Source organism: uncultured Planktosalinus sp. (assembly GCF_963973675.1).
Lineage (GTDB): Bacteria > Bacteroidota > Bacteroidia > Flavobacteriales > Flavobacteriaceae > Planktosalinus.
In genome coordinates, this window is the sequence record NZ_CAXBAN010000019.1 from 1 (window position 1) to 13,380 (window position 13,380).

At 36.1% G+C, this 13,380-nt stretch carries 13 protein-coding genes; 8 read left to right on the forward strand and 5 right to left on the reverse strand.

Annotation, left to right across the window (positions count from 1 at the left end):
* From AACY61_RS01540 to AACY61_RS01550, 3 genes are all read left to right on the forward strand, one after another.
* A partial coding sequence (locus tag AACY61_RS01540) for a hypothetical protein (protein ID WP_339609516.1) occupies positions 1 to 858 on the forward strand: 858 nt, incomplete at its 5' end.
* Between the two features lie 109 nt (positions 859 to 967).
* Entirely contained in the window at positions 968 to 3,205 is a 2,238-nt protein-coding gene (locus AACY61_RS01545) for a S46 family peptidase (RefSeq protein ID WP_339609518.1), read from the forward strand.
* A 99-nt stretch (positions 3,206 to 3,304) separates the two neighbouring features.
* Positions 3,305 to 4,663, forward strand: a complete 1,359-nt coding sequence (locus tag AACY61_RS01550) for a Mur ligase family protein (protein WP_339609520.1) — start codon at positions 3,305 to 3,307, stop codon at positions 4,661 to 4,663.
* On the opposite strand, the gene AACY61_RS01555 is transcribed toward AACY61_RS01550, so the two are convergent.
* On the reverse strand, positions 4,660 to 5,262 hold the full coding sequence (locus tag AACY61_RS01555) for an FMN-binding negative transcriptional regulator (RefSeq protein WP_339609522.1): 603 nt from the start codon (positions 5,260 to 5,262) through the stop codon (positions 4,660 to 4,662). The two genes, AACY61_RS01550 and AACY61_RS01555, sit on opposite strands and share 4 nt — an antisense overlap.
* A 112-nt stretch (positions 5,263 to 5,374) precedes the next feature.
* A complete protein-coding gene (locus AACY61_RS01560) occupies positions 5,375 to 5,824 on the reverse strand; it encodes a DUF1569 domain-containing protein (RefSeq protein ID WP_339609524.1) in 450 nt (149 codons plus the stop codon).
* A gap of 32 nt (positions 5,825 to 5,856) precedes the next feature.
* Here AACY61_RS01560 and radC point away from each other — a divergent pair, with 32 nt between their 5' ends.
* The 5 genes from radC to AACY61_RS01585 all read left to right on the forward strand — a co-directional run bounded on the left by radC (position 5,857) and on the right by AACY61_RS01585 (position 10,211).
* The gene (radC, locus tag AACY61_RS01565) at positions 5,857 to 6,585 is read left to right on the forward strand and encodes a DNA repair protein RadC (RefSeq protein ID WP_339609525.1); all 729 of its coding nucleotides are present in this window, start codon (positions 5,857 to 5,859) and stop codon (positions 6,583 to 6,585) included.
* A 3-nt stretch (positions 6,586 to 6,588) separates the two neighbouring features.
* Positions 6,589 to 7,278: a YjjG family noncanonical pyrimidine nucleotidase gene (locus AACY61_RS01570; RefSeq protein WP_339609527.1), complete on the forward strand. Its 690-nt coding sequence runs from the start codon at positions 6,589 to 6,591 to the stop codon at positions 7,276 to 7,278.
* A 127-nt stretch (positions 7,279 to 7,405) separates the two neighbouring features.
* Positions 7,406 to 7,909, forward strand: coding sequence for a hypothetical protein (locus tag AACY61_RS01575; protein WP_339609529.1), 504 nt, complete (start codon positions 7,406 to 7,408; stop codon positions 7,907 to 7,909).
* 76 nt (positions 7,910 to 7,985) lie between these two features.
* The gene (locus AACY61_RS01580) at positions 7,986 to 9,398 is read left to right on the forward strand and encodes a DUF5723 family protein (protein WP_339609531.1); all 1,413 of its coding nucleotides are present in this window, start codon (positions 7,986 to 7,988) and stop codon (positions 9,396 to 9,398) included.
* 12 nt (positions 9,399 to 9,410) lie between these two features.
* Positions 9,411 to 10,211 (forward strand): hypothetical protein, encoded by an 801-nt coding sequence (locus tag AACY61_RS01585; RefSeq protein WP_339609533.1) that lies wholly within the window; start codon positions 9,411 to 9,413, stop codon positions 10,209 to 10,211.
* A 1-nt stretch (position 10,212) separates the two neighbouring features.
* Here AACY61_RS01585 and AACY61_RS01590 read toward each other — a convergent pair whose 3' ends face one another.
* The 3 genes from AACY61_RS01590 to kynU all read right to left on the reverse strand — a co-directional run.
* Complete coding sequence (locus tag AACY61_RS01590; protein WP_339609535.1) at positions 10,213 to 10,974, reverse strand: fumarylacetoacetate hydrolase family protein; 762 nt, start codon at positions 10,972 to 10,974, stop codon at positions 10,213 to 10,215.
* Positions 10,975 to 11,041: 67 nt separating this feature from the next.
* Complete coding sequence (locus tag AACY61_RS01595) at positions 11,042 to 12,439, reverse strand: NAD(P)/FAD-dependent oxidoreductase (protein ID WP_339609537.1); 1,398 nt, start codon at positions 12,437 to 12,439, stop codon at positions 11,042 to 11,044.
* Between the two features lie 5 nt (positions 12,440 to 12,444).
* On the reverse strand, positions 12,445 to 13,380 hold a 936-nt coding region (kynU, locus tag AACY61_RS01600; RefSeq protein WP_339609539.1), incomplete at its 5' end, for a kynureninase.

Consider the following 13,380-nt stretch of genomic DNA (forward strand, 5'->3'; position numbering starts at 1 on the left):
AAAGCTAAACCCCACTTTGAAGTATTTCTGAAATCCAACCCCAATCATTTAAAAACAAAAGAATATTTAGGAGATATAGCTGCTGTAAGTTCAGATTGGGAAACTGCTTTAACTTATTACAAATCACTTTTGGACGCACATCCAGACAATGCAAATTACAATTTTAAATATGGCGGAGTATTGGGAAGAAAAGCACAAAGCATTAGCAGGTTCAGAGCGGCACTTTATATAAATGAAATTAAAACCCACCTGATCAAAGCTGCCAAGCTTGATCCAAATCACATTGAAGCAAGGTGGGCACTTATTGATTTGTACATAGCCTTACCATCTATTTTAGGAGGAAGTGAAAGTATCGCCTTGAAATATGCCAATGAATTGATGAAAATCTCTGAGGTTGATGGCTATTTAACATTAGGGTATATAGCAGAACATTTTAATCGCCCCCGTGATGCTGAAAAGAATTATAAAAAGGCGATGCAAATTGGGCAGTCTCTACTTACTTATGAAAAACTGGCAGAACTTTATGAAAATAAAACCGGAGAACCAGATAAAGCAATGAAAATTAGAGAGGCTTCGGCAAAAAGACATAAAAGAAATAGTATTAACTATCAAATAGGTAAAATTTCAGCGATGTATAATATTGAACTTGAAAAGGGCTTAAACTACCTCAAAACCTATCTTCAGAATTATACAGTAAGAGATGGTGTTCCTAAGGAATGGGCCTATTATAGAATTGCTCAGATCTACAGACATATGGGAGACAAAAGAAACGCCATGAATTGGTCTGAAAAAGCACTATTGCTTGACAAAGACTTTGAGGAAGCTCACGAAGAGCAAATACGCATTCAAAGAATGTAGTAATATTGGCACTATTTTTTGAAGGATTATTTTCATTTCTTGTATATTAGCCTCCGTTATTTTAAAAGTAAGAACATTCAATTTATTTAATTTAAATTTTAAAAATTTCATGAAAAAATTATTGATTTTAGTACTGCTGGGGCTTTTTATAGTTCCTGTAAAAGCAAATGAAGGCATGTGGTTCCTGATGCATATTGAGCGTCTCAATTATGTTGATATGCAAAAAATGGGACTTCAACTCACCCCAGAAGAAATCTATAGCGTAAACAACAATAGTTTAAAAGATGCCATTGTTCAGTTTGGTGGAGGATGCACTGCAGAAATTATATCAAAAAATGGATTGGTATTAACAAACCACCACTGTGGCTATGGTCAAATAGCAGAACTTTCAACAGAAGAAAACGATTATTTAACTAATGGCTTTTGGGCAAAATCATATCAAGATGAATTAAAGCCTAAAAACTTATCAGTCCGATTTTTTGTGCGGATGGATGATGTGACTAAGCGTATCCTTAAATTAGTGAATGATGAAATGACAGAAGAAGAGCGTGAAAAAGTTATTAATCAGGAAATAGCAAAAATACAAAAAGAAAACGATGAAGGTGGAAAATATACCGTGTCAGTAAAATCATTTTATAGCGGTAATGAATACTACTACTTTGTTTATGAAGACTATGAAGATGTTCGTTTTGTAGGCGCACCACCTAGCAGTATCGGTAAATTTGGCGGAGATACAGATAACTGGGAATGGCCAAGACACACAGGAGACTTTGCTCTTTTCAGAGTGTATGGAAACAAGGAAGGGAAACCTGCAAGTTACTCAGAAAACAATGTTCCCGTTCAAGTTGATTACCATTTGCCAATTAGTTTAAAAGGTATTGAAGAAAATGATTTTGCAATGATATTAGGGTATCCCGGTCGCACAAACCGCTGGATGCCTTCAGCAGGAATAGAACAAAATGTAAATTATGCATATCCTGCTTTTGTTGAAGCCTCAAAAGTTGCAATGGATGCCATGAAAGTTCACATGGATAAAAATCAGCAAGTAAAACTTGACTATGCATCCAGATATGCGGGTATAGCAAACTACTGGAAAAACCGTCAAGGAATGATAGATGCTTTAACACAGCATAAAACAGCAAGAGTTAAAAGGGATCAAGAAGCTAGGTTTGTTAAGGAGGTAAGGTCAAGTTATCAAAATAATACAGACCTCAGAACAACAAACGATGAAAGTTCGAAGAAAACTACATCAGTTTCTTCTATCACAGCGTTGGATACTAAAGACATGGTCAAGTATTCAAGGGTTATGGATGTAATTAATGAATATTACGAAAAAACAAATAAAAAAAGTAGTGAAATAAACTATATATTAGGTATTTTAAGGTCAAGTAGATTGGCTTTAATGCCTAATAGAATTGAAAACACTTTTGCAGAATATTTTTCTTTAGACGAAGTATCAACAGGTAAATTACTAGTTAAATTTCAACCTGTGATCGATGAGATGTATGGAAAATTCAATTCCGATTTAGAAAAAGATGTTTTTATTGAAACTGTAAACCTTTATGCTTTAAACGTTCCAAATCTGGTTCCCTATATAGATAGTTTAAAGGGTGATTACAAAAGAGGGAACAATTCGATTAAAGAAAGCTTAGGAAATTTAATTGATGAAAGTATTTTTTCAAAAAAAGAAAACCTTGAAGAATTCCTTAAAAGTCCGGATAGTACAGTTTTTGTAAATGACCCAATTTATAAAATTTCTAAAGAACTTTTAAAGGCTTATAGACATCAAACTGAAGAAGAAAAAGAACTTGAAGCAGATTACCAAAAGGCTTACCGCTTAATGATTCAGGGTATGCGTGAAATGAATCCAGATAAGAAACATTACCCTGATGCCAACAGCACGTTAAGACTTTCTTATGGAAAAGTAAGAGCATTACCAAGAAGTAAAAAGCCAAACGATGCCTCTAAAAACTACTTTACAACTTTAAAAGGAACTGTTGCAAAATACCAGCCCGGAGATGATGAGTTTGATATGCCAAAAAAACTCATTGATTTATACAATGCTAAAGACTTTGGGCCTTATGCAGACAAAGCAGGACATATGCCTGTGAATTTCCTTACAGACCACGATATAACAGGAGGTAATTCAGGGTCGCCTGTGTTGAACGGAAAAGGTGAACTTATTGGACTTGCATTTGATGGAAACATCGAAGCAATGGCGGGTGATGTCATCTTTGATGACCAATTACAACGTGCCATCAATGTAGATGTTCGCTATATTTTGTTTATCATAGACAAGTATGCCGGCGCAAAACATCTTGTAGAAGAGATGACAATTGTAAAATAAGTTTTACACGATTTTTAATAAAAGACCTTTCAGAGTTTATTGCTTTGAAAGGTTTTTTTATTGGTGTTTCCTTATCTTTACTCCATAAAAACTCTCTCTATGTACATTCATTTCATAGCCATTGGCGGAAGTGCCATGCACAACTTGGCATTAGCATTACACCTTAAAGGCGACACCATAATCGGCAGTGACGATGAAATATTTGAGCCCTCAAAATCACGTCTTCAAAAAGCCGGATTGCTGCCTGAACATTTTGGTTGGTTTCCCGAAAAAATCACCTCAAACCTTGACGCTGTCATATTGGGAATGCACGCAAAATCAGATAATCCAGAACTTTTAAAAGCACAGGAACTAGGCCTTAAAATCTATTCATATCCTGAATATTTGTATGAACATTCTAAAAATAAAACCCGCGTTGTAATAGGCGGAAGTCACGGAAAAACCACAATCACAGCAATGATTCTACATGTGCTCAACTACCATAAAATTCCCGCAGACTATATGGTGGGCGCACAACTCGATGGCTTTGAAACCATGGTACACCTCACAGATGAAAACGATTTTATGGTGCTTGAAGGTGACGAATATTTATCATCACCCATAGACAGGCGACCCAAATTTCACCTCTATAAACCTAATATAGCATTACTGAGCGGCATCGCCTGGGATCATATTAATGTATTTCCCACTTTTGAAAACTATTTAGAGCAGTTTAAAATATTTATCGATTCTATCGTAAAAGGAGGCAGCATCAACTACAATACAGAAGATCCCGAAGTTGTGAATGTAGTTGAAGCTTCAGAAAATACCATTAGAAAAATTGGCTATCAAACCCCTGAAAATTTTATCGAAAACGGAATCACCTATCTGGAAACCCCTGAAGGCCCTATGCCCATTGAAGTTTTTGGAAAACACAATCTCAACAATCTGGCGGGTGCCAAATGGATTTGTCAGCACTTGGGTGTGGATGAAGACGATTTTTATGAAGCCATTGCCACGTTTAAGGGAGCTTCAAAACGCCTTGAAAAAATCACTGAAACAGAAAACTTTGTGGCTTACAAAGATTTCGCACATTCACCATCAAAAGTTGCAGCTACTACACAAGCCGTAAAAAATCAATATACTGACCGAAGACTTGTTGCTTGTCTGGAGTTGCATACCTACAGCAGTTTAAATCCCGAGTTTTTAAAAGAATACCAAGGTGCTCTTAATGCCGCCGATGTGGCTGTGGTTTTTTATTCACCTCACGCCGTTGAAATTAAAAAACTCGAACCCATCACCAAGGAACAAATCGCAATAGCTTTTCAAAGGGAAGATTTAAATATTTTCACAGACTCTCTCGCATTTAAAGACTTTCTCTTTCAACAAGATTTTAAAAACAGTACTCTGCTTTTGATGAGTAGCGGCAATTATGGTGGATTGAATTTTGAGGAAGTAGCAAATCTAATTAAGGATTAATCTGTTTTATAAATATTTTCAATAAACTCATCCCTATTCTTTTTTGCTTGTTGCTTAAGCGCTTCTTTCGCATGGAGTTGGTCTTTCAATACCTTATCTTGTGAAAGTTTAAATTTGCCTTCCCAGCTAGTGATGTCAATTTCAAAAGCCTGTATATGGTTTACGGCACCATCCATACGTTTGTTGTCGGGCTTCAAAATGTAATTTTTTTCCTTGCCTTCAAGAAATTCGGTCATAGCGATCATGGTTTTCTTGGCAGCTTCGGGGGCATTAATTAATGTGATGGTTCCCGTTAGGTGTACAAAAATATAATTCCAGGTAGGCAGTTGGGTAGTGGTATAAATACTTGGCGAAATATAAGCATCAGGGCCCCTAAAAATAACGGTGACTTCTGCATCATCCTTCAATGTTACCACCTGTGGATTGTATTTATCAATATGCGCCACCAGTTTTTGAATCTTGTGATTGTAGATAATGGGAATATGCGTTACCAGCGGTTTTCCGTCCAGCACAGAAACCAGCATCCCCAGCGGGTATTCTTCAATAACCGCAATTATTTTTTTTATATCGTTTTCCTGATGGTGTTTTGGTGGATACAAGGGTCTTAGGTATTTTAGATTGACGATTTCTAATTTAAGAATTTTAATTTCCCCTCCTTTGGAAAGCCTGTTCTAAATCTATTTTGGAAGGGTTGAGGGGAGGATAAATGAACTAACTTCCAAACTGCCTGAAATGGTGATCCAAGTGCTTGTATTGCATTTTCCCCCATTGTTCTGTTGTAAAATGCCCGCAAAGAGGGTGTGGAGGCCATTCGGTTTTGTTTTTTTCTGAATAAAATTCTTCTATCAGTGTCTTTAAAGCTTGTTTTTCTTTTTGAAAATCCCGTTCATCCACAATTTTAAATTCTTTTGAAGTGGGCAGACCCTGCTTCCATGGTTTGTCATCATAAAGTGATTTTTTAAATAAAGAAAAAAGCAATCTCATTACCGGGTTGGGTTTTGCCAAAGTGATTTTTTCTAAAGGAACCTTCAGCGGTTCACTGCAATGTGCCAGCATTTGGGCGACGTTCATTTTACCCCATTTTGCTTGCGACTCTTGGCTTAAGTTGTCAAGCCGCTCTAGTATTTCGGCGTAAGCCTTTTCAGTAAAAAGTGATTTCATAATGTTAAATATTTTTCACGAATTAAAGATACATGTTTATCTTTATACTCATTATGGCAAGTGATCAAAAAAAACCAACATCATTTTCAATAAAAAACTGGTCTGAGGACGATCGTCCCCGTGAGAAACTTCTAAATAAAGGTCGTGCAGTCCTTACAGATGCTGAACTTATAGCCATTCTTATTGGATCAGGGAGCAATGAAGAGAGCGCTGTGGATTTGAGTAAACGCATTTTGGCAAAAGCCAATAATAACCTCAATCAATTAGGGAAACTCACTACCAATCAATTGATGGAGTTTAAAGGCATTGGTGAAGCAAAAGCCATTACTATTGCTGCTGCAATGGAGCTTGGAAGACGCCGCAGAGTTGAAGAGCCTATAAAGAAAAATAAAATTTCATCCAGTCGGGATGTTTTTGAACTTTTACAACCCATATTAGGTGAATTGCCTCACGAAGAATTTTGGATACTTTACCTCAACAACTCAAACAAAATCATTTTCAAGGAACAGTGCAGTAAAGGAGGCATTACAGGAACGCTCGTTGACGTACGACTTGTTTTAAAAAAGGCACTTGAAGTAAGCGCTACCGGGCTTATTTTGGCACATAACCATCCCTCCGGAACTTTAATTGCCAGCGAACCCGATAAAATGTTAACGCGAAAGCTCAAATCAGCTTCAGAAAGTCTCGATATCAAAGTGCTGGATCACCTAATTATTACTGAAAAAGCCTATTTTAGTTTTGCTGATGAAAATCTTTTGTAGTTTATGTTCAAAGATAAATCCATTACCGATATATTTTTTGATTTAGATCATACTCTTTGGGATTTTGATAGAAATTCGGCATTGGCATTTCAAAAAGTATTTGAATTTCATAAAATCACTATTGATGTTTTAGGGTTTTTGAAGATATATGAGCCTGTTAATTTGAATTACTGGAAACTTTACCGAGAGGAAAAAGTAACTAAACAAGAATTAAGAAGAGGACGGCTTACAGATACATTTAATCTTTTACACTATGAGCTTCCAGTTGAGGTGATTGATGACTTGTCTGTTTCTTATATTGATTTTTTACCTTATAACAATCACCTTTTTGAAGGAACTAAAGAGCTATTGGGATTTTTAAAACCAAGATTTAATTTACATATAATTACAAATGGTTTTGAAGAAGTTCAATATAAAAAACTCAAAAACTCAAACATAGATAACTTCTTTAAAACGGTTACAAATTCTGAACGTGTAGGTGTTAAAAAACCCAATCCCAGAATTTTTCATCATGCGTTACAACTAGCCAACACATTTCCTGAAAACAGTGTGATGATTGGCGATAATTTTGAAGCCGATATTCTCGGAGCTAAAGCTGTTGGTATGCACACTTTGTTTTTTAATCCAAAAGGTTCCATTAAAGAAAATCAACCCACTGTTCAAAATCTTTTAGAAATAAAAAATCTCTTTTAATTAGGGTAAACTGCTTTTAATCTGTTTACGTAAATAACAATAGAAGCTATTGTTTTTTCGTTATACATACTAAATCCCCAAAGCAATGCCCAAACAATTAATTTTAGTTTTAACTTTCTGTTTATGTTTGTTTTCTTGTGTAAAAGAAACAGATTTTAATCAAGCAGAAGAAATTGTTTTAACGCAAGAAGTGGAAGCTAACTTTCTTTATTTCACACTTCAGATTGAAGATTTTCAAGCACCAACAATACCAACAGGAAACTTGACAGTTGTTGACACCACCGAAATCAGGTTTTTGGATGACGATTTTGCAGTAGATAATATAGTTTCAGCTGAATTCTTTTTCAGAGTATCCAATACATTTCCGGTGAGTTTAGATGCTAATTTTACTTTTCTCTCAGAAGAGAATGAACCTTTTTATGAAATCAACTTTCCTGTTGAAATAAGTGAAGACGGCAACCCCGTTGTGACTGAATTTTCTCAGTTAATATCTGGCGGAGACCTCGAACTACTTACCTTAAATGATAAAGTTGTTGCTACCATTGTGATTCATACTACTGATGAATCTCTTGAAGGTACACTTAACTTACAATCAAAGACCACTTACTTTTTGGAATTTTCTGAATTATAAAAAAATTTCGAAGCAAGTTCATGCATCTTAAAAGACCTTGGTTTTTAAAATTAAAATTAAAACAGTAGCGATATAAATGAAGTTTTTATCAATTTGTTGGATAATACTAATCGGGTTTACTGGTGTAAGCCAAAACAAACAACTTTTGTATGGAGTCAAGGACATTCCCCAATCATTATTGTTGAATCCAGGAGGTATTGTTCAGTATGACAAACATTTTGGAATTCCATTTTTATCACACATTCACTTTAATGGCGGGGCATCAGGGGTTACAGTTTATGATATTTTTCAAAATTCAATTACCACAAATATTAATAACCGAATCACTCAAGCTATATTCAATCAAAAAAATACAGACTTTTTTACTGTAACGCAACAGTTGGAAATAATTAATTTTGGTTGGAGAAATAACCAGGAATATTACTTTTCAGGAGGGGTGTATCAGGAGTTTGATATGATAACTTACTTTCCCAGAGACCTGGCAATTTTAGGTTGGGAAGGAAATGCAAATTATATTGACTATGAATTTGACTTAGCCGATTTGAATACTTCGGGCGATTTATTGACGGTCTATCATTTTGGTGCAAACAAAAAAGTGACAGACAAGCTCACTTTGGGTGCCAGAATTAAAGTTTACAGTAGTATTTTCAATTTTAGAAGTACAAATAATAAAGGAACATTTGTAACAAGAGCAGGTGACGGTTCTCAGAATATTTATGACCATTTGTTGCAAAATGCTGATGTTCAAATGCAAACTTCGGGATTTGCATCGCTCATAGAAAGTGACAATGAAAGCCCTAATGTTGGAGGTCATGTTGTTGGTCGTGCATTTTTTGGTGGTAATTTAGGAATTGGAATAGATATTGGAGCTACTTATGAGCTTACTAATAATTGGGTGGTAAGTGCGAGTTTATTAGATGTTGGTGCTATTTTTCATACCAATGAAGTTGAAAATTACAGAGCTCATGGTAGTTATAATTTAACCGGTTTAAATTTAATCTTTCCATCGCTTGAAGAGGGTGAGGCGACACTTCCTTATTATCAAAACCTGGAGGATGAAATCACTGAACAAGTTCCCATAGACACACTTTACAATAAATATACTGTTATGCGGCCAATGAAAATGAATGCAGAGCTTATGTATCATTTTGGTGAATCTTTTAGTAATAAAGAATGTGATTGCCTCGATATGGGTAAAGGTGATTTTGGAAACCAGGCTGTTGGTCTGCAATTGAATTCTATTTTCAGACCCAAAAAACCTCAATATGCAGCAACGTTATTTTACTACAGGCGTTTTACTGACTTTCTCGCCGGTAAAATAACTTATACTGCTGACTCCTTTTCAATTGACAATGTGGGTTTGCTTGCAGTTGGAGATTTTGGAAAACTGAATGTTTATATTGGTATTGATAATTTATTGCGGTATGGAAATCTTGCAAAAGCAAATCATGTATCTTTGCAGTTAGGTTTAAATTTAAAGTACCTTTAAAAAAGTTTACCAATGAAACATCCATTCTTTTTAGTCGCGTTTATCATTGCATTTTCAAGTGCAGGTTTTTCTCAAAAGTCATTGAGTGAATATGTTTTTGTTGTTGTACCTCAACAGTTTGAATTTCAAAAAGGTAAAGATCAATTTCGCTTAAACACCTTAACAAGACATCTTTTCAATAATGCAGGATTTAATGCAATTTATGATGTTGAACTAAAAGAGCTCCCAAGATGTGAAGGTTTATTTGCAGAGGTAAAAGAGAACTCCTCATTTTTATTGACCAAAGTTGAGATCTTACTGAAAGATTGTAATGAAAATATTGTATTTAAATCTGCAGAAGGTTCGAGTAAAGAAAAGGCCTATGAAAAAGCCTATCAAGAATCAATTAAAACTGCATTTCAAAGCTTAGAAGTTTTGGGAATTAATCAGGGAGATTTACAAAATTTTCGGGAAAATATTTCTAAAAGGGACGGATCCATTTCGTTGAATGTAAATAAATCACCTGAAAAAGTTTCGCAAACAAATGAACAAATGGCATTTAAAAATTTGCCATCTTATGTTTTTAAAGGAGCTACATATTTACTGGAACAAACAACTGATGGGTATAAATTATTTAAAAAAGTATCAAATAATGACGGTTTTATAGAGTTTGGTATTTTGACAGAAACTTCCAGAGATGGTACTTACCTATTTGTTAAGGATGATAAAAGTTATTTAGCCGGTTTTGATTCTGATTTCAATTTAATCATCGATGGAGTTGACGAAAGTGGAAAGCCAACCCAAAACAGATATTTAAAAATTAAACAACAATAATTTAAACCGTTTTAAAACTCACATCCCCAAGTTTCTCAACACGCCCCATTAAATTTTGGTTTTGCTCCAGAAACCGTGCCGCTGTCGCTGCTCCTGCTAGAATGATATGTCCTTTTTTAACGGTAATACCCGCAGTTGAAGCCAGTCTGCTCAACTCCACTACAGATTGTAATGGATTATCCAGAATCGCAGCAGAGGAAGCGCTTTCTACTACTTCATCATGAACCATAAGCTCTATTTTTAAATTTGAAATTTCTGTTGAAAGTGGTTGCCATGTTCCAATTACGTAACCGGTAGAAGAGCAATTGTCTGCCACCACATCTTCCAGAGAAAACTTAAAATTCTCATATCGTGAATCGATTATTTCCAAAGCAGGTGCCATGCTATCCAGATAATCCGGAAGTTCTTCAAGTGTTAATTCTCTATTGATTTCCTTGCTTACGCGAAAAGCGATTTCAGGCTCTACCCTTGGGTGAATCCATCGTTTTAAATCTATAGTATTGCCTTCTTTGATTTCCATCTCATTAGTTAAAATCCCCCAGATGAGGTCATGAACACCCATTTGTTCCATCTTTGCCTTGCTGGTAAAGCCTAACTTGTATCCTGTAATATTTTCACTGCGCTCTACTCTTAAATTAATAGCCATACGTTGAATTTCATAGGCATCTTCAAGGTTCATTTGATTTGCAGCTGCCATTTGTGGAACAGCTTTAGCGTTTCTTGCTGCATTGTCAAGTATTGTTGCAATTTCTTGTTTATTCATAGTCTATATTTTAACCCTCTCAGTGTTTTATCTCAAAATATCGTGACTGAGAGATTTGTCGCTTTTATTACATTAAATTTTTTGCGATAGCATCATCGTGTAAAATACTTTCGGTTTCACGTTTTACAAGTTCTAAAGTATCTCTCAAGGGTTTGTCTAAATTAATTTTTCCATCAGACAACAAGTTTAAAATGGCTTTATCCTGTGCTCTACCTCTTCGCATCGCTTCAGAATAGGAGATGTCTTCATTGAAGGTCACCAATGAATATTTAGAATAATATTCAAACGGGAATTCTTTTTCAAAAGCGGTTTCCAGTTTTCTTTTTTCTTGAAACAACGCACTTGCGGTATGGGATTTCATCTCGTGAAAATTGTCCAAGGCAAGATCTGCAATCGCATCGGTATCTTTTTTACGTTCTTTTTCATAAGCTGAAAACACTTTTTGCCAGTCACCCTCGTGTTGGTCTAAGATTTTGTCAAAAACGACGACATCTTCAAAAGAAGCGTTCATTCCTTGTCCGTAAAAAGGAACAATCGCGTGTGCTGCATCCCCCATCAAAAGTGTTTTCCCATAACTACTCCAAGGGTTACATTTTACAGTACCTAAAGCACCAGTGGGATTTTCAAAATATTCAATTGCTAAATTTGGCATTAAAGCCAACGCATCAGGATAGTATTTTTTAAAATATTCAAGTACTCTTTCCGGACTGTTGAGGTTGTCAAAATTGTATTCCCCCTCGCTGTAAGATAAAAACAAAGTTACCGTAAAACTTCCGTCAAGATTGGGAAGGGCAATGACCATATTTTCTCCTCTGGGCCAAATGTGAAGGGCCCCTTTTTCTGTGAGATAACCACCATCTTTGGCAGGTGGGAAAGTGAGTTCTTTGTAACCGTGTGTTAAAAAGTTTTGCGAAAAACTAAACAAAAACTTTTTATGTAAAAACATGCTTTTTCTTAAAACAGAGCCCGCGCCGTCTGCTCCAATGACGATGTCACCTTTGAGTAATAATTCCCGGTCATTCACATCATCGTGAAAGGTTCCGATTCCTTTTTCTAAATCAACTTCTTTGCAACTGTGATTAAAAATTAACGTTATGTTTTCCATCTGTTCTGCTTCATCAAGAAGCAGAGCGTTTAAGCCCGTTCTTGAAATGGAGTTGATGTATTCATCTTCTCTTCCGCTATAGCGACTTAAAAAAGTATTGCTTTCCAAATCATGAATCATCCTTCCATACATTGGGATACAGAGTTCTTTCACTTTTTCTTGAAGTCCCACAAGTTTCATTCCTTTCATACCACGGTCTGAAAAGGCCAGGTTTATTGACCTGCCGGCACCTAAATCTACGGTTCTTAAATCGGGTCGTTTTTCTATGAGTTGCACCTGGTAGCCTCGTTGTGCCATTCGCAAGGCTAGTAATGAGCCACAAAGTCCGGCACCAATAATGAGTATGGTTTGTTCTTTCATGTTGTTTAAATAATATTTTTCAAACGTTCCACCATAAGATACATATCTTCAAAAGAATTGTAGAGAGGGGCAGGGGCCACTCGAATAACATCGGGTTCACGCCAGTCACTAATGACTCCAGCCTTGATAAGCTTATCGTGTAGGCTTCTGTCGGCATTTTTTACTGCAAGCGATAATTGGCACCCACGTTCATCAGGATTTGAAGGTGTAATAATGTTAATGCGGTCATTTTTTAAATCGTGAAGTAAGAACTCCAGATAACCGGTGAGTTTTTTTTGTTTTGCTAAAATGGTTTCAAAACCGGCTTCTTCGAAGATATCAAGAGAGGCCCTGATGGCAGCCATTGACAAAATGGGCGGATTGCTCAACTGCCAGCCTTCAGCTCCCGGAAGCACGTCAAATTCCTGACGCATGTTAAAACGTGTTTTTTTATTGTGACCCCACCAGCCGGTAAAGCGTTTTAACTTGGGATTGTTTGCATGACGTTCGTGCACAAAGAGTCCTCCTAAACTTCCCGGGCCACTATTGAGGTATTTGTAGCTGCACCAAACGGCAAAATCGGGGCCATTTTCGTGCAAATTAGGCTGAATGTTTCCGGCACCGTGAGCGAGATCAAAACCCACTATGCATTTATGCTTGTGTCCCAACTCGGTTATTTTTTTTATGGGGAAGGATTGCCCGGTGTAATAGTTCGTGGTTCCAATAAGGATCAGGGCAATTTCATCACCTTGATTTTCCATTATCTTTTCAAGATCTTCAAAACGGCAGAGGTCTTCACCTTTTCTGGGTTTCCATAAAATAAGCCCTTCTTTTTTATCAAAACCGTGAAAATCAAGTTGTGATTCCACAGCATATTTGTCTGAAGGAAAGGCATCGCTTTCAATGACAATTTTATATTTGGTGTTGGTGGGTTGATAAAACGAAACCATCAACAAGTGAAG

Bases quoted from the DNA above. Each gene is read 5' to 3' on its own strand.
- AACY61_RS01545 (WP_339609518.1), top strand. From the start codon at position 968: ATGAAAAAATTATTGATTTTAGTACTGCTGGGGCTTTTTATAGTTCCT.
- AACY61_RS01550 (WP_339609520.1), top strand. From the start codon at position 3,305: ATGTACATTCATTTCATAGCCATTGGCGGAAGTGCCATGCACAACTTG.
- AACY61_RS01560 (WP_339609524.1), bottom strand. From the start codon at position 5,824: ATGAAATCACTTTTTACTGAAAAGGCTTACGCCGAAATACTAGAGCGG.
- radC (WP_339609525.1), top strand. From the start codon at position 5,857: ATGTTTATCTTTATACTCATTATGGCAAGTGATCAAAAAAAACCAACA.
- AACY61_RS01570 (WP_339609527.1), top strand. From the start codon at position 6,589: ATGTTCAAAGATAAATCCATTACCGATATATTTTTTGATTTAGATCAT.
- AACY61_RS01580 (WP_339609531.1), top strand. From the start codon at position 7,986: ATGAAGTTTTTATCAATTTGTTGGATAATACTAATCGGGTTTACTGGT.
- AACY61_RS01585 (WP_339609533.1), top strand. From the start codon at position 9,411: ATGAAACATCCATTCTTTTTAGTCGCGTTTATCATTGCATTTTCAAGT.
- AACY61_RS01590 (WP_339609535.1), bottom strand. From the start codon at position 10,974: ATGAATAAACAAGAAATTGCAACAATACTTGACAATGCAGCAAGAAAC.
- AACY61_RS01595 (WP_339609537.1), bottom strand. From the start codon at position 12,439: ATGAAAGAACAAACCATACTCATTATTGGTGCCGGACTTTGTGGCTCA.